The organism is Corynebacterium sp. DNF00584, from assembly GCF_001552965.1.
GTDB classification, from domain to species: Bacteria; Actinomycetota; Actinomycetes; order Mycobacteriales; family Mycobacteriaceae; genus Corynebacterium; species Corynebacterium phoceense.
Window position 1 is genome coordinate 1 of record NZ_KQ959765.1, and the last position, 20707, is coordinate 20707.

Below are 20707 nucleotides of genomic sequence, written 5' to 3' on the forward strand. Positions count from 1 at the left end.
ACAGCGATCTGAAAACACACAAATCTGCAGGACATCGCGCATTTATGACGTGTTCACGCCAAACCATTGCAGCACTCCACCACTGTATGGATCGGCATTGCGAGCATACATAGGGAGCAGGGCTGCCCATACGAGGTAAAGCACGCCGGCGCACGCGGCGAAGGACCATTGCGGCAGAACCTCCATGACCGTCAGGACAAAGGTGACTCCGGCAGTCACCGCCATGCACATGGTCCAGACGATCGTTTTCCGAGAGAGCAGTTCCCAACTCACGCCGAGTACGGGAATCAACGCGCCCATGCCGAATATCATTCCGGTGATAATCCCCTGGCTAGTCCAAACCACCAACTCCAGGATGGCGCCGGCGGCCGCACCGATGACGCTCGCCACTGTGACAGCGCGCACCCACTGCTGACGCGAGCCACCGAGCGTGACGAACTCCTTGAACGATGTGCGGTAGGAATCCATGAGTGCCCCGAGCGTCAATAGCGTCACCATGACATAGACGATGCTGAAGAGCTGTCCCTCAATGTTCCAAAAGACGATGGCCGCCCACATGACAAGTCCGACGGAGGCGTACCCGGCCACGACCCACATCCACGAGCGGACCAGCGGCCGGTAGATCAGCTGCGCCGTGGGAGTGATGGGGAAACGTCCAAAGTCGGAGTTGCCGTCCGAGGTTACTCGATACTGGAGTTCACGCACCTCCATGTCGGATTGGGCCGCGGACTGCGACGACTGACGCAGCGTCACAACGAGTCGGATAACCCACGCGACCAGGACGAGAGCGGCCAACCACCACCACTGGCGCGCCACCGAAACTGCAGCGCCGAGCACGACGTAGTACGTGGCGAGCCCTAGGTTGTAGCGCGTCTGCGCTTTCCGTGAGAGCCCCAGCGCCGTGGCTTTCGTCTTGTTCACCGTGGTCGATAGGACCACAACCACCGCGAGGAAGGCCAGCGAACCAGCCGTTACCGGACCCTTGACGGGCGCGAGGATGCCCCACAGCAGCAACATGATGCTGTAGACGACAAGCGTATGCGTCTCGACGACCGCAAAGAACAGTCGCATTACGCCTCCCCTAATGCCAGCACGGCTTCCTCAAGCGTCACTTCCTGCGCACGCAGTCCCAGGTCCTTGGCCTGGTCGAAGACGCACTGTGCAAACTTGGGACGCGCGTCGATAATCGCGCGGTCGGCCAGGGTTGAGGACTCTCGTGCAAGCACGGGCAGTTGAAGCCTGCCCAGCGCGCGGTCGAGCTGGGAAGCGTGCCCGGAGACGGCGACAATGGAATCGACGATCTCGTCGATGGGGCCAGAGAGCGGTTCATCGGAAAGTAAGAGAATGGTATCGAGGTAGCCCTCAATCTCCGAGAGATGATGGGTCGACACCACGATGGTGCGTGTCCCTTGCTCCTCGCGCATCACGTCGAAGAACACCTGGCGGCGCTGCACGTCGAGCCCCAGGTAGGGCTCATCGAGGAGCATGAGCTCGCAGCCAGAAGCCACGGCGAAGATGAAACCCATCGCGGATTTCTGGCCGCGCGAGAGCGAAGAGTAATTCTGCACCGGAAGCTCGAAGGCGTCGACAAGTTCATCGGCGCGGTCTTGGTTCCACGTCTTCCAACGAACCTGGCCGATCCGGAACAGCTTCTTCACGTTCCATCCATCGAAAAGTGGGTTGTCAATGCCCATGAGGATCGTCCGGTCCATGACGCGTTGGTTGTCGAAGGGTTCCTCGCCGAAGACGCGCAGGCCCATGGACGGGAACTGCCCTGCCATCATGCGCAAAAGTGTCGTCTTGCCCACGCCGTTCGCGCCCACGAGCCCGTGCGTAAGTCCCTGCGCGAGCTCAAAGTTCAACGCCGGTGTGTTCTTCATCCGCAGGTTGGTCGCAGTAATCATCGTCTAAGCTCCAATCGCTTCTGAGTATTGGCGTACTTCGGGTAAAGCCACAGCATGACCGCAGCTATCAGGAGCAAGACCCCACCCGAAAGCAGTAGATAGACAGCGCCCGGCTCAATTCCTCTAATAAACCCACCAAATGTCATGGGCACGATGACTGCAATGATGGCGCCCACAGTTGTATTCATCAGCGCGTAGGCAAACCAGAAAGTCCCGACATTGAGAGCTACGAGGGAGGGATCCAGCACTAGGGTGCATAGCGCAACGCCGAGCATGCCGATGCCCCCGTTCACCAGCGCCCGAGTGCGCCAAGCTCGGCGCGTCTTACCGAAGGCTTGCCAGGCGGCGAGGTGCGTGCCGGTCGCTAGATTAGAACCGAGTGCGCCAGCAATCACCGGCACAGTCACGACGAGAGACCCCCACAAGTCCGGAGCAATGGCTGGAAGCAGAGTCTTCCAACCCCACAGGAATACGCCGAATAGCGCGACGACCAAGAGCATCATGTGCCACTGCCCTTCCCCAGGATTCTTTTCCACTACAGGCTCGTGGTTGCGGGAACGATCCTCCTTGACCTCCTGGCGAAGAGTCAACGCCAAAGTAGCTGCGACGAGCGTAGTAAGCAGTACCGTCACAACCCACGGCAACTCGCCTACCGTAAAAGCGAAGGTCATTGCAGCGGCAATGAGCACAATAGGGACGTTGATTCGCACAAAGTCGGCCCGACGGTAGCCGAACGCTTTGAGCGTGCCGTAGGGCACGTGAAGGACAGAGCCCACCCCGATCGGCACGAGCGCAAAGAAAAGCATGGACACCCACGAGAGGTCACCAATGACAATCCTGAATCCGATCATCGAGGCACACATGCCCAGCGCTGATAGCAGCTGTCGCGTAGACCCTGTCCAGTGCCGGAAGACGACAGATACAAGTCCTTTAGACATCGCTGCCTCCCATCGCGAGTGCCACGGCGTCCTCGAGGGCGACCGGGGAGCCATCAGCGACGCCGCGGCGTACAACAACGCGGGTGCTGGAGCCGAGAGACTCGGTGGCGAGGGCTGCATCGGAAAGCTCGGGCGGAACGGGGTTGGCGACGGTGAGCGAGACGAGGGCATCATCAAGCCGCTCCGACTCGAGGGTGCGGATGACGCCGTCTCGCAGGACGAGGTAGCAGTCCACGAGCTTGGCAGAGGCCTCAAGATCGTGGGAGGCAATGACGATGGTGCGCGGGTTCGCCTCCTGCGCGGCGACGAGCTCCCGGTAGAACAGGTCGCGGTTCTGCACGTCGAGGCCGAGGTAGGGCTCGTCGAGGAGTGTAAGCGGCGCGCGAGCTGCCAGTGCGATGACGATGGCGAGCATGGAGCGCTGGCCGCGGGAGGCCTTGCTGTGGGACGTCTTCACATCGAGCGCGAAGGTCTCGAGCAGGTGGTCCGCTGTCGCCTGGTCCCAATGCGGGTAGCGCTTGGACGCGACGTCGAGGATGGCCTTGAAACTCCAGTTCGCAGGGTACGGAGTATCGACGCCGGTGAACACGATATCGTCCATGACGGCCTCGTTATCAAAGGGTTCGTGGCCGAAGACTTTGATGTCCCCGTCATAGCGCGCCTGGCCGGCGAGCAGTGAGAGCAGCGTGGACTTGCCTGTGCCGTTGCGGCCGACAAGACCGTAGATGCGGCTTTCTTCGAGCTGTAACTCGACGTCCCGGAGGACCTCCTTTTTCTTGAAGGACTTCGCGGCGTGGTGAGTAGTGACAATCATGAGTATTTAAACCTCGGATCTGCGCAGGCGTGGGGCGAAACGAACGGACGGAGCTGGGCTTTCGTCGCGCAAGGGACGGTAGAACACGACGTAGGAGGTGACGACGGCGAGGATGAGGAAGGTAATGAGCTGCCACTTCAGCGAGTCGCCGTCACGCAGGTGACCGGAGAACATGATCATGCCGAAGGTTGCGAAACCGGTGCCCAGGCCGGAGAGTGCGACCAAAAGCAGCACGCAGGTGGCGGCAAAGGGGTAGACCCAGCCGAACTGGAAGACCACGGCGATGCCCGCGAAGATGACAAGGCTCAGCGCGGCAAGAATGAGCTGGCGGCGCACCCACTCGGTGCGTGGATACCCGAACGCCTGAAGGCCGGAAGGCGTGAGCTCAGTCCACGGCATCTGCGCGATCATCCCCAAGATGAATGGGAGGAAGGCCCAGAAGGCCGGACCCCACGTGGGGCCGAGGAAGGGCTGCGCCACCGCAAGGAGCGGGATAGCAACCGCGGCGCTGGCTAGCAGGAGCCACCAGCCATGGAAATGCAGACTTCCCTTGGCGATACCGCGGGATTCACCACGGAGCCGAAAGAACAGCGACACCCAGAAGACACAGATGGCGAGTGCTTCACAAAGTAGCCATCGAGCGGGAAGGACGAAAGCCTGCGCGCCGAGCCCCAGGGCGAGGCAGACCACGAGCGGCGTGACGTTGGTGCGGATCCATTCGCCGGTTGTCATGCCGAAAGCATCGGCACTGCGGCGCGGGAGAAAGAAGTAGGCAAGTGGCAGCGCCACTGCGGTGGCGCCGAAGAAGGCGACCGGCCATACCGCGACAACGCTCCCTAAGAGCAATGCCAAGCCAAGGAACGCCACGCTAATGAGAGCCGCGACCCAGCCGCCATTGGTGAACTGATACTTGAAGATCATCGCTGGCCTCCCAGAATGCGGACCGCGTCGGCCAGCGGCAGCGGGGTGCCTTCAGCAACGCCACGAGGGACGATCATGCGCGACTGGCCGGCAATCTCCTCGGTGCGCACAGCATGTGGGGCGAGATCGGGAGAGCCGGGGGCAACCACGAAGGCATCGTCAAGCTCGGCGGCTGAGTAGTCCTGCATGCCCTCGCCCATGAGGAGGAAGCGGTCGAAGTGCTGAGCGGATTCTTCGAGAGCATGGGTCGCGACGACCATCGTGCGGTCATGCGGAAGGTTGTCGTAAAAGATCGTGCGGTTCGCATCGTCGAGACCCAAGTAGGGCTCATCGAGGAGAGTGAGCTCCGCATTGGCGGAAAGCGCCACGATGATGGCGAGCATGGAACGCTGACCGCGCGAGGCGGCGGCGTAACTCGTGTGAAGGTCGAGGTCGAACGCGTCCAGGAGGTCATCGCGCAGCGACCAGTACGGGTAGCGCTGTCCAGCAACGGTGAGGATGTCGTGAAGCCGCCAGTTGGGGTAGGCGGTGTCCACGCCAGTGAACACGATGGTGTCCATGACCGCGCGATTGTTATACGGGTTGTGCGAGAGCTCGCCTTCGTAGCGCTTCTGTCCGGCAAGGAGGGAGAGCAGCGTCGTCTTGCCGCAGCCGTTGCGGCCCACCAAGGCATGGAGCTGGCCGTCGTGGATATCGAAGTTGAGTCCTTCGAAGACCTTCTTGCTTCCGAAGGACTTGGAGAGATGGCGTGCAGTGATCATGAGTAGAGACCTCGGCTTTCAGCGACGCGGTGAACGAGTTCCTGGAGTTGGCCCCGCGTGTAGCCGAGGCGGGCAGCCTCGTCCACGAGTGGGGCGACGTATTCGGCGGCAAAGTCGCTGCGGCGGCGCTCGCGGATGCTCTCGGTCGCGCCGTCCGCGACGAACATGCCGACGCCGCGGTGCTTTTCGAGAATTCCGAGTTCGACAAGCAAGGTAATTCCTTTCCTGGCGGTCGCGGGGTTGATGTTGTGGAACGCGGCGAGCTCGTTCGTCGACGGGGCTTGCGCACCTTCCGCGAGTGCGCCATCGATGATGGAATCTTCGATGAGCGCGGCGATTTGCCGGAACAACGGTTGGGTGGAGTTGTCCATGGGCATCCTTAGTTGGTTAGTCACTTGTGTAACTAACCATATTGGCCACCTGGGAATTCGTCAAGGCCTATCGCAGTTTTTGCCTTTTTGGGGCACACTGGAGGGAAACGAGTTAGCAATAAAGATTTAGGACCGCAACAATGCTTGAGAGAACGTTAGTTTTCGTCGACACTTCTTACCTATTAGCCAGTTTTTATAATGCCTGGGAGACGGGTGCCCGCGCCCAGTTAGAGATTGACCTTCCCGAGGTCGTCAACACCATGGGCACCATGATCGAAAACCAACTGGACCAAAAAATTCAGCGTCAGTACTGGTACGACGGCATCCCGGATACCGGCCCACACCGCTACCAGCGCGCGCTGCGCACCTGTGACGGCGTGCAGCTGCGCACAGGCCAGCTCATCGAGTGGGGCGACCGCCGCACGCAGAAGGGCGTGGACACGCGTCTCGTCGCGGACATGATCGTCGCCGCCATGAAGCAACAAGTCACGGACTTCGTGCTCGTCTCCGGCGACGCGGACATGATTCCGGGCGTTGAGGAGGCCGTGCTCGCGGGCATTCGCGTGCACCTCTACGGCTTTGGCTGGGACTCCATGTCCTCCAACCTGCGCCACTCCTGCGATACGACCACGATTTTGGACCCGCGCGAGGACTTCGCGGACGCCATGGAAATCCAGGTCCTCGAAGGACCGCTGCCGCCGGTCATCCGTCACCAGCCAGACGAGGAGCAGGAGGAGAGCGCGGCTACCGCGCCGGAGGGCACCGAGGAGCCGGCAGTGCCCGGCCCCGACGTCTGTGGCGAGCCCTCCGAGGTCGAGGCCGCATTCTCCTCCACGCCGCATGGTATGGCGGCACACCAGCCGGAGCACCGCACGTCGGAGCAGGCCGCGCCCGTCGAGCCCACCACGTCTGCCGAGTCCGCCTCCGACTCCCCGAAGCCTGAGGCTCCCGCCGAAGAGACGCCTGCGAAGCCGGGCCCGTCCGGTCCGCCGAAGCCGTCCATGATGGCGCCGCGCCGCAAGCTGCGCTCCCGTTACGTGCCGCTGCCGGAGGAGGTCTGGACCTCCGCCGGCTTCCAGACGCCGTTCGACGTGGGCCAGCAGTACGCCAGCTGGTGGTTCGACAACGCCGCGACCGCCGAGCAGCGCGACCAGGCGCACCTTCTCTCCGGCGGCGGTCTGCCGCCCGAGATCGACCGCCCGCTCCTCCAATTCGCGTGCGACACGCTCCACGAGTACACGCTCACCGAGACCCAGCGCGTGAACCTGCGCGACGGCTTCCACTCCGGCATCCGCGGCGTGCTCCTCAACCGCGACAAGTAAAACAAACCCCCAGTTCACAGGGAACTGGGGGTAACGCGTACGTCACTACTTCTCGGCGTCAGCGTCCGGAGCAGCGTCGAGCTCTTTCTTCTTCGCCATGTCGGCACGGATCTCGGCGAGGCGGGAGCTGGCCTTGAGCTCGGTGTCCGCCTTGGAGAAGTCCTGGATATTGACGGTCCCGGTGCCCTGCATGAGCTCCTGGGCGCCGAGGGCGTCCGTGTAGCGCTTCTCGATCTTGGCGCGGACAGAGTCAAGCGTGGGCGTCGAATCATCCGGGGACAGCTCGTTCATGGAGTCGAGGACCTTCGCGTTGGACTCCTGCATGGCGGCCTGATCGGCCTGCGCCATGAGTTGGTCGACCTGGGCGAGCTGCTCGCGCAGACGCGCTTCTGATTCCTTCTGCTGCTGCTTCGCCTGCTCCGCAGCCTGCGTTGCCGCCTGGTACTGAGTCTTCATGCCCTCGAGCTCCTGCTCGGCGGCGACGAGCTGCGCGGCAACAACCTCTGCGGCCTGGTTATATTCGGTGGCTGCGGTGGAATCGCCCTTGGCCGAGGCGGCATCGGCAAGCTCGAGCGCACGCTGCGTCTGCTCCTGGTACTTCTGCACAGTCTCGATGAGGCGGTTCATCTGCATCTCGAGGCGCGACTGGTTGCCGATAATCTCGCTGGCGTGCTGGGTAATCTCCGCGTGCTGCTTCTTGGCCCCCTCGACCGCCTGCTGAATCTGGACCTTGGGGTCTGCGTTCTCATCGATCTTCTGATCGAAAGAAGCCATGAGGTACTTCCAGCCCTTGCTCATCGGGTTAGCCATTGTTTCGTACTCCTTATAGTTTCATTAAAAAAGGCGCTTTCCCACGATGATACGTGGGAAAGCGCCGTCGTGCGCAGGACTTAGGACTGCTGCGCCTGCTGGGCAGCCACCTGCTTGCGGACCTCGTCCATGTCGAGCCCCTCGACCTGACCGATAAGATCCTCGAGTGCGGCCGGCGGCAGGGCGCCTGCCTGACGGAAGACCATCACGCCATCGCGGAACGCCATGAGCGTGGGGATAGACTGGATCTGCAGGGCTGCGGACAGACCCTGGTTAGCCTCGGTATCGAGCTTCGCAAACGTGATGTTCTCGTGCTTCTCCGACGCTGCGTCGTAGACCGGAGCGAAGCGCTTGCACGGACCGCACCAATCGGCCCAGGCGTCAACGAGGACAATGCCCTCGGCGCTAACGGTGGACTCAAAGTCCTTTTCAGTGACGTCGACAGTCGCCATTGCGGTAACTCCTTTTATCAATCAGCTAATTTTGCTTCGTTCTTTCCTATCAACCGTACACGTTCGTGAGTTATTCCCACGGATATTTATCCTTGCCAGATACCCCCAGGGGGTATATTATCGACGGCGTAAGCACTAGATCCCCGTACGAAGGAGACACACCATGAACAACTACACCGTCAAGGGCATGACCTGCGGCCACTGCGAGATGTCCGTGAAGGAAGAGATCGGCGAGATCGCCGGCGTCACCGCTGTCACCGCTGACCACGCCACCGGTGCCGTCACCGTCGAGGGCGAGGGCTTCACCGACGAACAGGTCGCCGCCGCCGTCAAGGAAGCCGGCTACGAGCTGGCCTAGGCCTTCTCTCGCGAAAGGCCGCCCGGCGCGAGAGCGCGCATAGGTTTGTACAGGAAAGGAGTTCCACGGTGACCACTCCCACCGCGCTACACCACATTGATCTCGGGGTGACCGGCATGACGTGCACGTCGTGCTCGTCACGCGTGGAGCGCAAGCTCAACAAGGTCGACGGCGTGGAGGCCACCGTCAACTTCGCCACGGAAGAAGCCTCCGTGAGCTACGACCCCACCACCACGAGCGTCGAGGACCTCATCAAGGTCATCGAGAACGCTGGCTATGGGGCGTTTTCTATGAGCGGGGATGACGAGCCTGAGGGCGCTGAGGATGAGGACGAGTCCGCCCGCGACGCGCAGACGGACGACCTGCTCCGCCGCACGCTCATCTCCGGTGCACTCTCGCTGCCGGTCATGCTCGTGTCCATGATCCCGGCTCTCCAGTTCACCAACTGGCAGTGGGCCGCGACCATTCTTGCGACCATCGTCTACATCTTCGGCGGCGCACCCTTCCACAAGGCGACGTGGACGAACCTCAAGCACGGCTCGTTCACCATGGACACGCTTATCACCATGGGCACCACGGCCGCCTACTTCTGGTCGCTTTACGCACTCTTTTTTGGCAACGCCGGCATGCCCGGCATGAAGATGCACATGACGCTGTTGTCCAACGACGCGGAGATGGACCACATCTACCTCGAGTCCGTGGGCATGGTCATCTCCTTCTTGCTGCTCGGCCGCTGGTTCGAGTTCCGCGCCAAGGGCCGGTCTTCGGAGGCACTGCGCTCGCTGCTCACCATGGGCGCGAAGGACGCGTCGGTGCTGCGTGACGGCGTCGAGGTGCGTGTGCCCATCAAGGAACTCCAGGTCGGCGATACCTTCATCGTTCGCCCGGGCGAGAAGATCGCCACGGACGGCATCGTCTCCGCTGGCAACTCCGCCGTAGACGAGTCCATGCTCACCGGCGAATCCGTGCCGGTTGAGGTGTCCGAAGGCTCTCGCGTTACCGGCGCCACCGTCAACGCCTCGGGCCGACTCGAGGTCCGCGCCACGAAGGTCGGCTCGGACACCGTGCTTGCGCAGATGGCCACGATGGTCAAGGACGCCCAGGCCTCCAAGGCCCCCATCCAGCGCCTCGTGGACAAGATCGCACAGGTCTTCGTCCCCGTTGTCATCGGAATCGCTATCCTCACGCTCATCGTCCACCTCTTCTTTGGGGGCGTCGCCCCGGCCTTCATCGCGGCGGTCGCGGTCCTCATCATCGCCTGCCCGTGCGCCATGGGCCTGGCTACGCCGACCGCCATCCTCGTCGGTTCCGGCCGCGGCGCCCAGATGGGCATCCTCATCAAGGGCCCGGAGATTCTCGAGTCCACCCGCGAGGTCGACACCATCGTGCTCGATAAGACAGGCACCGTGACCGAGGGCACGATGGCCGTCTCCCACGTCGAGGGCGACGTCCTCGCTCTCGCCGCCGCCGTGGAGCGCGGCTCCGAGCACCCCATTGCCAAGGCCATCGTCGCCGCGGCCCCGGACGCACCGGAAGCCACTGACTTTGCCTCGGTTCCCGGCCACGGCGTCGAAGGCACCGTGAACGGCCAGTGCGTCCTCGTCGGCCGCCCGCCAGCGGGCACCGACTACGAGGGCACCGGCACGCTCGTCGCCGTCACCGTGGACGGCGCCGTCAAGGGCACCATTGAGGTCCGCGACACCGTCAAATCCAGCTCGGCCACTGCCATCGCCCACTTCAAGGAGCTGGGACTTACCCCGCACCTGCTCACGGGCGACAACGAGCACGCTGCGCAGGCGGTGGCACGCGAAGTCGGCATCGAGTCCGTCACCGCCGGCGTCATGCCAGAAGACAAGGTAGCGACCATCAAGCGCCTCCAGGAAGAGGGCAAGACCGTGGCCATGGTCGGCGACGGCGTCAACGACGCAGCCGCTCTCGCCCAGGCGGATCTCGGTATCGCCATGGGCACCGGCACGGACGTCGCCATTGAGGCCTCCGACATCACGCTCATGAACGACGACCTCCGCTCCGCCGTCGACGCCATCCGGCTGTCCCGCCGCACCCTGAAGATCATCAAGGGCAATCTCTTCTGGGCGTTCGCCTACAACGTGGTCCTCATTCCGGTCGCCGCCGTCGGCCTGCTCAACCCCCTGTTCGCGGGTATTGCCATGGCCTTCAGCTCGGTCTTCGTGGTGAGCAACTCCCTGCGACTGAAGAATTTCCGCTCTATCGATTAAGAATTTGCACAGAATCTAGCGCCCCCGATTCCGGGGGCCTAATCTTTGTGCATGCCAATCCTTCGACAGAATTCTCTTCCTTTATCTCGCAACGAACGCCTCGATCGCCTGCCGGTCACGGGCAAGCACAAGAAACTCCTCATCGGCTCCGGCATTGGCTGGGCGCTCGACGCCATGGACGTCGGCCTCATTTCCTTCATCATGGCCGCCCTCGCCGTCCACTGGGGCATCACGCCCACCGAGTCCTCGTGGCTCGCCTCCATCGGCTTCATTGGCATGGCCATCGGCGCGACCTTCGGCGGGCTGCTTGCCGATAAGTTCGGCCGCCGCCACGTCTTCGCCCTCACGCTGCTCGTCTACGGTCTCGCCACCGGCGCCTCCGCGCTGTCCACGGGCCTGGTCATGCTGCTCGTCCTCCGCTTCCTCATCGGCCTGGGCCTGGGCGCAGAGCTCCCCGTCGCCTCGACGCTCATCTCCGAGTTCTCTCCGGTCAAGGTCCGCGGCCGCATGGTCGTCCTCCTCGAGGCCTTCTGGGCCGTGGGCTGGATCCTTGCCGCCGTCATCGGCACCTTCGTGGTCGGCGCGCATGACTCCGGCTGGCGCTGGGCCCTCGCGCTGGGCATGGTGCCGGCGTTCTACGCCCTCTACGTGCGCCTCCACCTTCCGGAGTCCGTGCGCTTTCTCGAGTCCCGCGGCCGGCACGAGGAGGCCGAGGAAATCGTCGCCTCCTTCGAGGCCGCCGTCCCCACCGACGCAGAGCTTGCCGATGCCCCCTCCACTCCCACCTTCGCCGAAGACGACGTCACCTCCCGCTCCATTTGGTCACCGTCCCTGCGCGGGCGCACCGCAGCACTCTGGACGGTCTGGTTCTGCGTCAACCTCAGCTACTACGGCGCCTTCGTGTGGATTCCGTCGCTGCTCGTAGCGGACGGCTTCTCGCTCGTGAAATCCTTCTCGTTCACTCTCATCATCACGCTGGCGCAGCTGCCGGGCTACGCGATGGCCGCCTGGCTCATTGAGGTCTGGGGCCGACGCGTGACGCTCGCCGCTTTCCTCGTGGGCTCCGCCTGCGCCGCGGGTCTCTACGGATTCGCGCATACGGAATGGCTCATCCTCGTCGCCGGCTGCCTGCTCTCCTTCTTCAACCTCGGCGCGTGGGGCGCGCTCTACGCCGTGGGCCCGGAGCTCTACCCCACGCACCTGCGCGGCGCAGGCACGGGTGCCGCCGCTGGCTTTGGCCGCCTCGCCTCCATCATCGCGCCACTCCTCGTCCCGCTCATCCTCGCCGGCGCGGGCTCCGGCTGGCTCTTCGCGCTTTTCGCGGCCGCCTTCGCTCTCGCGGCGCTCGCTGCCTTCGCTCTCCCTGAGCAACGCGGCAAGGCGCTTTCCTAGATCTGCTCTACAATCGCGGGCATGCGCTCTTCCCGTCTGACCCCCACTCTGGTCCTCGCCCTCGGCGGCTACGTGGGGGTCATCGTTGCCCTCACCCTGCTCAAGGCCTTCTTCCAGATCGGCTACCTGTGGCTGCCCGAGAACCAGGTGGCCCGCGAGATTCGTCTCCGTCCCTTGGCGGAGCTCGACGGCACCTCGTGGTTCGGTCCCGTCTTCGGCTACGGCGGCAACTTCGCGCTCTTTGTCCCGCTGGGCGTCCTGCTCTTCATTCTCCTGCGCCGCATTGGGCCTGTTACCGCGTGTGGCTTCGGCCTCTCGCTCACGGTGGAGACCCTCCAATACGCCTTTGGTCTCGGCCGCAGCGACATCGACGACCTCATATTCAACACCCTCGGCGCATTCGCTGGCGCCGCCTTCGCCTCCTGGTGCGGGCCACGGTTTCACCGCCTGTGGATCTGGCTAGGCATCCTCACGACCGCGGTGTTCGTGGTCCTCGCCGCGCTCGGACCACGGCTCGGCGATCCGGACAAGGTGAAGGACGTTTCGGCGCCTTCAGTTACTTCCCAGGAATTGCCAGGTAACGCGTAGCCGCGTGTAGGGCTCCCGCCAGCCTCGTGTCCCATACTGAGTTCATGCGTTTGAGAGGCGCATACCTTTGAGAGAGATAGAGAGAGCCCCTGGTTCCGGGGTGGCGGCGTGAGACACCGCCTAAGGGACCCTTCCTAAGAGAGATAGAGTCGCCGTGAGCCCCAACCTTCGGGTTGGGGCTCACGGTGTTTTTCACTTCAAGCCAATGTGAGCCATAAACGCATCACGCGGCGACGCCACGTCAGCCTGAAAGGAAAACCGTAGCAGCGATGCGCCCCTAGCCGCGGGCCATATTGACGAACTTCGAGTAATGCAGCTGGTGCGCGACCGTCACGGTATCGATAGGGCCGCCGCGGTGCTTGGCCAGGATGATGTCGGCCTCGCCGGCACGCTCGTTATCGCGATCCTGAGAGTCCGGGCGGTAGAGCAGCATAACCATATCGGCGTCCTGCTCCAGCGAACCCGACTCACGCAGGTCAGCGAGCTGCGGCTTCTTGTCCGTACGGGCCTCAGGACCGCGGTTCAGCTGCGAGATGGCGATGAGCGGAACCTCGAGCTCCTTGGCGAGCAGCTTGAGGCTACGGGAGAACTCCGAGACCTCTTGCTGACGGGACTCGACCTTCTTGCCCGAGCTCATCAGCTGCATGTAGTCGAGGACGATCATGTCGAGGCCATGTTGCTGCTTGATCTTGCGGGCCTTGGTGCGGATCTCCATCATGGTGAGGTTCGGTGAGTCATCGATGAACATCGGCGCGTTGTCGATGCGCGTGATGGTCTCCTCGAGCTTGGACCAGTCTTCCGGCGAAATGCGGCCAGCACGCATATCCGCAAGCTTGACCTCAGACTCCGCGGAGAGCAAACGCATGAGGATTTCGTTCGCGGACATCTCGAGGGAGAAGATGACGGAGGTCTTGCCGTGGTGGAGGGAACACGAGCGCATGAAGTCCATGGCCAGCGTTGACTTACCCACACCCGGACGAGCGGCGACGATGACCATCTGGCCAGCATGGAGACCGTTGGTGAGCTTATCCAGATCGACAAAGCCGGTGGGAACGCCGAGTTCGACGCCGCCGTGTTCCTGCAGCTGCACAAGCTCATCGATGGTAGGCACGATGAGCTCGCTCAGCGGCTTGTAGTCTTCGGACTTCTTGCGCTGCGAGACGTTAAAGACGGCTTGCTGCGCGTCGTTAATGACGGATTCGAGCTCCGCGTCCTCCTGGGCCTCGTAGCCCAGCTGGACCACGCGCGTGCCGGCGTCGATGAGGCGACGGAGGACAGCCTTCTCCGCGACGATTTCTGCGTAATAGCGTGCGTTGGCTGCGGTAGGCACCGAGGCCAGCAGAGTGTGCAAATACGGGGCACCACCGGCGCGCTCGAGCTCGCCGTAGCGGTCAAGGCGGCCGCTGAGCACGACGGCATCGATTTCCTTGCCGTCAGCGAACAACGCCATGATGTGCTTGAAGATGATGGCGTGCGCCGGGTAGTAGAAGTCGTCCTCCGTGACGATCTCAGAGACCTCAGACGCCGTGGCCGGGCTAAGCAGCATGGCGCCCAGGACGCCCTGCTCCGCCTCGCGGTCAGCCGGCGGCTGGCGGAAGTTACCGTACGCGGCGTAATCGCCGTCGTTCGTGTGCTTGCCACGGCGGCCGGTGCCGCGGCCGAAGCGGCGCGGTTTCTCCTCCGGGGGCGCGGGCTCCATGGGCCCAAAATCCTCTTCCGGCGGCGCGTAATTGTCGTCATCAAAACTTGGCGTAGTCACCAGGTGTCCCCTCTTTCATCCGTCTGCGTCCCTACTCTAGTTCAGCGTCCTGACACGGCCAGAACGTCTAGTCTCGTCTACCCCCTGGGCACAAATTGCACCGTTATCCACAGCAACCTGTAGAAACCCCAGGTGGTTAACAGCGGAAGATACATTTCCCATGGTCAGGCCTGTGGATAACTTTCACCGGCTCTGACCTGCAACGATCGTTTGCGCAGGTCAGAGCTATTTATTGCGGGTGTGAAAATCCTCACCAGATCCGTGGATAAGTGCCTTTACCTGCGGGAAAGCAGCCATGGCCGGAATGTGAAGATTGGGTAAAGGACAATAAGTTATCCACAGGTTACGCGAGTTTTCCACAATTTCACCGGCGAGCGGCCACAGACAGGAAAAATGCCACAGCGCCCCGGGCGCAATGCGAGAAGCCATCACCTCACATGATGGCCAGCCCGCGGCGCGGGGCGCTGCGGCGTGCTGTTGTCTTTGGGTCTAGACGCTACACGAGCGTAGACCGTCGTGCGCCAAAATTAGGCAGCGACGACCGAGAAGTTCACCTTGCCGAGAACGTCAGCGTGCAGCTTGAGCTCGACCTGGTAGTTGCCAGTCTTCTTGACGAGGCCCTTAGGAAGCACAACAATGCGCTTATCCAGCTTGGGGCCACCGGCGGTTTCGACCGCGGCAACGATGTCCTCTGCGGACACGGAACCGAAGAGCTTGCCCTTCTCCGAGGTCTTCACCGGCACCTTGATGTCGGTGAGCTGCTCGAGCTGGGTGCGAATCTCGCGTGCGTGGTCCAGGTCGCGAATTGCGCGAGCTTCCTGGGCGCGCTTGATGCCCTCGATCTGCTTCTCAGCACCACGGGTGGCAACGATGGCCAGACCGCGCGGAAGCAGGTAGTTACGTCCGTAGCCGTCCTTAACCTCAACAATATCGCCTGCGGCGCCGAGGTTCTCAACGGCAGCGGTGAGGATCAGCTTCATGATCCCTGCCTTTCAATTGAGTCTTTAATAATTTAGATTGCGTGTAAAACAGCTTTAGAACGGGGGTTCATCAGCGGCGCCGCCAAAGCCGCCAGCCGGCGGGGCGGAGTTCCACGGATCGTTAGCGGGTGCCTGCTGCTGCGATTGCTGGCCAAAGTTCTGGTTGTTGTTACCACCAAAACCGCCCTGCGATTGCTGCTGCTGGCCGGCATTGTTATTGCCGCCGCCAAAGCCGCCACCGAAGTTGCCGCCGTCCTGGATATTGTCATTGCCGCCGCCGTAGTTGCCGTTGCCGCCCTCACGGGGGTTACGGGCAACCTGTGCGGTGGCATAACGCAGAGACGGACCGACTTCGTCAACGTCGATCTCGAAAACCGTGCGGTTTTCACCTTCGCGGGTCTGGTAAGAACGAGCCTTCAGGCGACCGGTCACGATAATGCGCATGCCTTTCGTGAGGGTCTCGGCCACGTTCTCCGCCGCTTGGCGCCACACGTTGCAGGTGAGGAACATTGCTTCGCCGTCTTCCCACTGGTTCGTCTGCGAGTTGTAGCGACGAGGGGTCGAGGCGACGCGGAAGTTAGCAACAGCTGCTCCCGCCGGGGTAAAACGCAGTTCCGGGTCAGCAACGATGTTGCCGACGACCGTGATGTTGGTGTCTCCCTGAGCCATGATGTCTCCTTACAAGCGTTGGTTACTGATGTACCCAGTATCCGCTATTTGCTGTCAGTGCGCAGAACCTTGGTACGCAGAACGTTGTCGTTCAGGTTCAGACGACGATCGAGCTCGAGCACAGATGCGGACTCGCACTCGAGGGTGACGACGGCGTAGATGCCTTCGTCCTTCTTGTTGATCGGGTAGGCCAGACGGCGCTTGCCCCAGATATCAACGTTTTCTACCTTGCCGTTCTCTTCACGCACGGTGGAGAGGAACTTGTCCAGGGACGGGGCAACGGTGCGTTCATCCTGGGTAGGATCCAGAATGATCATGACTTCGTAGTGACGCACGGACCTCATCACCTCCTATGGTCTAGTAATTGTTTTTCGGCCACATCACCTTTGCGGATGTGGCAGGAGGGTTCGTTGCGTCAAGCAACCCCACGAGAATACCCCACATGCAGGTAAAAACGGAAATCGCCGCCGGCCCCAGCGGGGCAGGCGGCGAATGACAAAAGTGTAATTCCGAAGTGTGGTTCTGGACCCAGAGTTACGGCAGCTGCTGGCCGCCGGGCGCGGCGAAGAAGACGGCCGTTCCCGCCGGAATGATGGTGAGGAACACCAAGGCGAGGAGCCCCAGCACGATGGGCACCGTGCGGTTGGAGCCCGGCTCGCCCTTCTGGAACGTGTAGTAGGCACCCATCACGCAGCAAAAGCCGATGACGATGGACACGATGCCCACGATGGTGAAGGTCATTTCGCGAAATCTCCTGCTAGTAGATCGGTGCCATTGTCCGCGAGCACCTTGTCGCGGCTCTTGCCCAGCATCTGACGGATGACGAGCACGGCAATGGCGAGGATGAAGCCGTCGCGCAGACAGATGGCGAGGTCGAGCATCTCTCCCGGCAGGCCCTTGTTCTCCACGCCATGCATGTGGAGCATGAGGATGGGCCAGACGAGGGCATCGAAGAAGCCCCACGTGAAAATGAGCCGCCAGTTGGGCAGCGCGAGGACGGCCGGCACGAGCAGCCACAGCGAATACTGCGGCGACCACACCTTGTTGAGCATGAGGAAGGCCACGAGGATGAGGAAGACGAGCTCCGCCACGCGCGGGGTGCGCTGGGTCCGCAAACCAAAGATGAGGATGCCCACGCACAGCGCGAGGAAGCCCACGAGCGAGAAGACGTTGACAAACTCGGCCGACATGGGCAAGTTGGGGACGTTGCGCGCAATCATCGCGTAGAGCGTCGTCCACTCCCAGCCACGCGTGGAGTTGAGGCGGAAGAACTCGTACCAGGCATCCGGGTAGAGCAGCGCGATCGGAATATTGACGACTGCCGCCGCGCACACGGCACCGCCAAGCAGCCTGAAGAAGGGCACGAAGCGACGGTGCCGGATGGCGAGCACGAGGAACGCGCCGAGCATGAACAGCGGCCACATCTTAAACGCGAAGCCCAGGCCGATGAGGATGCCGCCCAGCCAGTTTTTGCGCTTGCTCACGGCAAGCAGCGCGGCGACGGCCAACGTGATGGATGGGATGTCCCAGTTGGTGAAGCCATGCATGATGACGAGCGGGCTCGCGGCGACGAGCAAGCCGTCCCAGAGACGGTTGCCGAGGAGCTCGCCCACCATGCGCAGGGTCGCCACCCACATGATGGCCATCGTGAGCGCGGTAAGCGCGAAGTACCAACCAGCGTCGGCGACGGCCCACGAAACGAGCGGATACGTCGTACGCGCGAGCCAGCCCTCAAAGCCCTGGAAGAGACCAGCGAGGACCGGGTACTCCATGTAGCGAGTGAGATCGCCCTCCTGCCACGAGTACGCGTAGACGAAGCCCGGCTTGTCCAGACCGCGTCCGCCGTAGAGCGGAATGATGTCGTTATAGCAGAACGAGGTGTACTGGCGCGCGCCCGCCCAGTTGAGCGAGACCGTGCCGTCCTCATTCTTGATGCCACCCGCGCAGTTGGCCTTGGCCAGGTAAGCGAAGGCGAGGAAGACCCAGCCAACGGAGAGAACCCACCGCATGGCGTTGACGGGGCGCGAGGCATGCGTGCCGCGCGGGCCGCCGAAGAAATCGACAAGCCCGCGGGCGAGAGGCTCCCGGGAGAGAGCAGTGACGGTCATGCGCGCGGCCTACTGGTTGAGGAAGTCGTTGACGGCGTTGTTGAGGTCATTGCCCAGCTGCGTGAGCGCATCCTGATTTCCGCCGCCGGTGCCGCCGTTGCCATTCTCCGCCGGTGCAGCCGGGGCCGCGGGAGCGGCCGGCGCGGCGGGCGACTCTTGGCCGCCCGCGGGGGCATCGGCAGGATTTTCGTCATCCGGGGCATCGGAAGCAGCGGCGTCATCCGTCGAAGAATCCGACCATGTATTGGAGGAACCGGAGGACCAGGACGGGTCATAGTAGTAGCCAGAACCCGCCGTGCCCGTGCCGTAGCGGACCGGGACGGCGTCGGGGAAGTACTCGAAGTCCTGGTTCTCGAGCGAGGTGTCGAGGATGGACTTCCAAATCTGCGTCGCAGCGCCGGAGCCGTACATGATGCCGCCCCAGGCGTTGTAGATAGCAGACGTGTTGTCGGCGGTGCCGACCCACACGGCGGTAGCCAGCTGCGGGGTGGAACCAATCATCCACGTGTCGCGGTTCGCGCCAGTATCGCCCAGCTGCGAGGTACCGGTCTTCGCAGCGGACGGACGGCCGCCCGCCAGCGCGCCATTGGACCAAGCTGCGATGGGCTCCATGGCCTCGATGACGTTGCGGGCCACCTGCTTGGACACGCGACGCTCGCCAGTGTCCTCCGGGCGCTCATAGAGCACCTCGCCGGAGGAATCCGTCACGCGCTGCACGAAGTGAGTGTCGTGCCAGATGCCATCGTTGGTCAGGGTCGCGACGACGGTCGCCATGTCGATGGCGCGGGACGGGTACTGGCCCAGGATAATGCCGTCGTACGGACGCTGGCCTTCCTCGCTCAGCGTCTTATCGCCATTGGCGTAGGTCGGGGCGATGCCCAGGGCGTGGCCCATGTCCGCAGTGTCCTGCGACTTATTCGCAAGGTCCGCCTGGAGGCGCTGGAAGGACGTGTTGTAGGAGTTCTTCAGCGCTTCCTTGAGCGAACAGCTACCGCACGAGCCGCCCTCGTCGTTGTTCACAATGATGTTCGTGCCTTCAAGCTGGTACGGCGCGGAGGAGTAGTACGTGTCCGTGCTAATTCCCTGCTGGACAGCTGCGGCGAGCCCGATGATCTTGAAGATCGAGCCGGTCTGCATGGGAGCATTGGCGTAATCCCAGCCGTTGGCGTCGTGACCGCCGAAGTAGCCGCGCACAGCGCCCGTCTTCGGGTCGACGGTCACGGCTGCGGCGCGGGCATCCTCCTGGAGCGGGGCGAGGGCGGTATCGGCGGCATCGAGAGACGCGTTCTGGACGTTCATGTCGATGGTCGTCGTAATCTGCAGGCCACGGGTCTGCACGTCTTCCTCGGTGATGCCGATGGTGCCGAGCTCGGCGATGACCTGGTTCTTGATGTGGCCGTTGGCGCCGGTGGCCTCCGTGTACGCGGAGTACTCAGAGGGGTCGCGCGTCTGCGGGAACTGCATCCCGGCGCGCTCCGAGGCGTCGAGGACGCCCATCTCCACGAGTCCATCAAGCACGTAGTTCCAGCGGCCAGCGGAGGCCTCAGGGTCGACGGCCGGGTCGAGGGCAGACGGCGCCTGGATGACGCCGGCGAGCAGCGCGGACTCTTCCGTGGTGAGGTCCTCGACGTTCTTATTGAAGTAGGCGTTGGACGCCGCCTGGATACCGTAGGCGTTGCGACCGAAATAGACCGTGTTGAGGTACGCGTTGAGAATGGTCTCCTTGTCCCACTCGTTGGTCATCTTGACGGAGTAGATGAGCTCGCGAGCCTTGCGCACGTAGGACCGCTCGTTGCCCACGAGCGTGTTCTTCACGTACTGCTGGGTAATCGTCGAACCACCACCGGCGGTGGGGTTGCCGGTGAGCTGACCCACGACGGCGCGACCGAAGCCGGTGAAGGAAAAACCGGAGTTTGTCCAGAACTCGCGGTCCTCAGCGGCCAAGACCGCGTCCTGCATGTGTTGCGGAACCTGCTCGAGCTTGACCTGCGTGCGGTTGCCCTCCGGCGGGACGAGGCGGGCGAGCTGCGTCTGGCCGTCGTTCGCGTAGATGGTGGTAATCTGCTTATTCGCCAGTTCCTGGGGTTCAGGAACCTTGTACTGCGAGTACGCGAAAGCAAATAGTCCGAGCGGGATGAGGATCGCCGCGAGCAGGACGATCAGCACGATCCATGGCCAGCGGCGACGCTTCTTCTTCGTCGGCTGTGCGGCCTTGGCACGCGTCCTCGCAGCTGACGTGTTGTCGAGAGCGTGACGGCCCCGGGACTCGCCGGTGCTCTTCGGTTGTTCGGAATCGGTCACCTGTGCGCCTTTTCTTCAAGTG

22 protein-coding genes are annotated in these 20707 nt (G+C 62.7%); 5 read left to right on the top strand and 17 right to left on the bottom strand.

Features of this window, described 5'->3' with window-relative positions:
• Nucleotides 1-42 precede the first annotated feature (42 nt).
• Genes HMPREF0307_RS10015 through HMPREF0307_RS10045 form a run of 7 tightly spaced genes read right to left on the bottom strand, consistent with a single transcriptional unit; the run spans nucleotide 43 to nucleotide 5709 of the window.
• A complete protein-coding gene (locus HMPREF0307_RS10015) occupies nucleotides 43-1071 on the bottom strand; it encodes a hypothetical protein (protein ID WP_066492534.1) in 1029 nt (342 codons plus the stop codon).
• The gene (locus HMPREF0307_RS10020) at nucleotides 1071-1904 is read right to left on the bottom strand and encodes an AAA family ATPase (protein WP_181734584.1); all 834 of its coding nucleotides are present in this window, start codon (nucleotides 1902-1904) and stop codon (nucleotides 1071-1073) included. Before HMPREF0307_RS10020 ends, HMPREF0307_RS10015 begins: the two co-directional genes overlap by 1 nt.
• Nucleotides 1901-2842, bottom strand: a complete 942-nt coding sequence (locus tag HMPREF0307_RS10025; RefSeq protein WP_068801456.1) for a hypothetical protein — start codon at nucleotides 2840-2842, stop codon at nucleotides 1901-1903. The genes HMPREF0307_RS10020 and HMPREF0307_RS10025 overlap by 4 nt, the downstream gene beginning before the upstream one ends.
• Nucleotides 2835-3656 carry an ATP-binding cassette domain-containing protein gene (locus HMPREF0307_RS10030; RefSeq protein ID WP_066492541.1) on the bottom strand — a complete coding sequence of 274 codons (822 nt, stop codon included), beginning with the start codon at nucleotides 3654-3656 and terminating at the stop codon, nucleotides 2835-2837. Before HMPREF0307_RS10030 ends, HMPREF0307_RS10025 begins: the two co-directional genes overlap by 8 nt.
• Nucleotides 3657-3662: 6 nt before the next feature.
• Nucleotides 3663-4577: a hypothetical protein gene (locus HMPREF0307_RS10035; RefSeq protein WP_066492542.1), complete on the bottom strand. Its 915-nt coding sequence runs from the start codon at nucleotides 4575-4577 to the stop codon at nucleotides 3663-3665.
• A complete protein-coding gene (locus HMPREF0307_RS10040) occupies nucleotides 4574-5338 on the bottom strand; it encodes an ATP-binding cassette domain-containing protein (protein WP_066492544.1) in 765 nt (254 codons plus the stop codon). The genes HMPREF0307_RS10035 and HMPREF0307_RS10040 overlap by 4 nt, the downstream gene beginning before the upstream one ends.
• The gene (locus HMPREF0307_RS10045) at nucleotides 5335-5709 is read right to left on the bottom strand and encodes a GntR family transcriptional regulator (RefSeq protein ID WP_066492546.1); all 375 of its coding nucleotides are present in this window, start codon (nucleotides 5707-5709) and stop codon (nucleotides 5335-5337) included. Before HMPREF0307_RS10045 ends, HMPREF0307_RS10040 begins: the two co-directional genes overlap by 4 nt.
• Before the next feature lie 140 nt (nucleotides 5710-5849).
• On the opposite strand from HMPREF0307_RS10045, the gene HMPREF0307_RS10050 reads away from it, so the two are divergent.
• Entirely contained in the window at nucleotides 5850-7031 is a 1182-nt protein-coding gene (locus HMPREF0307_RS10050) for an NYN domain-containing protein (RefSeq protein WP_066492552.1), read from the top strand.
• A gap of 45 nt (nucleotides 7032-7076) precedes the next feature.
• Here the strand turns inward: HMPREF0307_RS10050 and HMPREF0307_RS10055 are convergent, their stop codons facing one another.
• Together HMPREF0307_RS10055 and trxA are read right to left on the bottom strand one after the other, a co-directional pair.
• Complete coding sequence (locus tag HMPREF0307_RS10055; RefSeq protein WP_066492555.1) at nucleotides 7077-7841, bottom strand: PspA/IM30 family protein; 765 nt, start codon at nucleotides 7839-7841, stop codon at nucleotides 7077-7079.
• An 80-nt stretch (nucleotides 7842-7921) separates the two neighbouring features.
• On the bottom strand, nucleotides 7922-8293 hold the full coding sequence (gene trxA / locus HMPREF0307_RS10060) for a thioredoxin (protein WP_066492558.1): 372 nt from the start codon (nucleotides 8291-8293) through the stop codon (nucleotides 7922-7924).
• A 163-nt stretch (nucleotides 8294-8456) separates the two neighbouring features.
• Between trxA and HMPREF0307_RS10065 the strand changes: the two genes are divergently transcribed.
• From HMPREF0307_RS10065 to HMPREF0307_RS10080, 4 genes are all read left to right on the top strand, one after another.
• Entirely contained in the window at nucleotides 8457-8651 is a 195-nt protein-coding gene (locus HMPREF0307_RS10065; protein WP_066492559.1) for a heavy-metal-associated domain-containing protein, read from the top strand.
• Between the two features lie 116 nt (nucleotides 8652-8767).
• A complete protein-coding gene (locus tag HMPREF0307_RS10070; protein ID WP_066492853.1) occupies nucleotides 8768-10888 on the top strand; it encodes a heavy metal translocating P-type ATPase in 2121 nt (706 codons plus the stop codon).
• Nucleotides 10889-10939: 51 nt separating this feature from the next.
• Nucleotides 10940-12280 carry an MFS transporter gene (locus tag HMPREF0307_RS10075; RefSeq protein WP_066492854.1) on the top strand — a complete coding sequence of 447 codons (1341 nt, stop codon included), beginning with the start codon at nucleotides 10940-10942 and terminating at the stop codon, nucleotides 12278-12280.
• Nucleotides 12281-12301: 21 nt separating this feature from the next.
• Entirely contained in the window at nucleotides 12302-12868 is a 567-nt protein-coding gene (locus HMPREF0307_RS10080) for a VanZ family protein (protein ID WP_066492560.1), read from the top strand.
• Nucleotides 12869-13145: 277 nt separating this feature from the next.
• On the opposite strand, the gene dnaB is transcribed toward HMPREF0307_RS10080, so the two are convergent.
• The 8 genes from dnaB to HMPREF0307_RS10115 form a co-directional block, all read right to left on the bottom strand.
• Complete coding sequence (dnaB, locus tag HMPREF0307_RS10085; protein WP_066492561.1) at nucleotides 13146-14627, bottom strand: replicative DNA helicase; 1482 nt, start codon at nucleotides 14625-14627, stop codon at nucleotides 13146-13148.
• A gap of 225 nt (nucleotides 14628-14852) precedes the next feature.
• Nucleotides 14853-15056 carry a hypothetical protein gene (locus HMPREF0307_RS13020; RefSeq protein ID WP_141628763.1) on the bottom strand — a complete coding sequence of 68 codons (204 nt, stop codon included), beginning with the start codon at nucleotides 15054-15056 and terminating at the stop codon, nucleotides 14853-14855.
• Nucleotides 15057-15154: 98 nt separating this feature from the next.
• Nucleotides 15155-15607, bottom strand: coding sequence for a 50S ribosomal protein L9 (gene rplI, locus HMPREF0307_RS10090; protein ID WP_066492566.1), 453 nt, complete (start codon nucleotides 15605-15607; stop codon nucleotides 15155-15157).
• Nucleotides 15608-15661: 54 nt separating this feature from the next.
• Complete coding sequence (locus HMPREF0307_RS10095; protein WP_066492568.1) at nucleotides 15662-16276, bottom strand: single-stranded DNA-binding protein; 615 nt, start codon at nucleotides 16274-16276, stop codon at nucleotides 15662-15664.
• 44 nt (nucleotides 16277-16320) lie between these two features.
• Nucleotides 16321-16611, bottom strand: a complete 291-nt coding sequence (gene rpsF / locus HMPREF0307_RS10100; protein ID WP_070594249.1) for a 30S ribosomal protein S6 — start codon at nucleotides 16609-16611, stop codon at nucleotides 16321-16323.
• Between the two features lie 199 nt (nucleotides 16612-16810).
• Nucleotides 16811-17017 carry a hypothetical protein gene (locus HMPREF0307_RS10105; protein WP_066492574.1) on the bottom strand — a complete coding sequence of 69 codons (207 nt, stop codon included), beginning with the start codon at nucleotides 17015-17017 and terminating at the stop codon, nucleotides 16811-16813.
• Nucleotides 17014-18384: a glycosyltransferase family 87 protein gene (locus HMPREF0307_RS10110; RefSeq protein WP_066492576.1), complete on the bottom strand. Its 1371-nt coding sequence runs from the start codon at nucleotides 18382-18384 to the stop codon at nucleotides 17014-17016. Before HMPREF0307_RS10110 ends, HMPREF0307_RS10105 begins: the two co-directional genes overlap by 4 nt.
• Before the next feature lie 9 nt (nucleotides 18385-18393).
• The gene (locus tag HMPREF0307_RS10115) at nucleotides 18394-20685 is read right to left on the bottom strand and encodes a transglycosylase domain-containing protein (RefSeq protein ID WP_082723323.1); all 2292 of its coding nucleotides are present in this window, start codon (nucleotides 20683-20685) and stop codon (nucleotides 18394-18396) included.
• Nucleotides 20686-20707 lie beyond the last annotated feature (22 nt).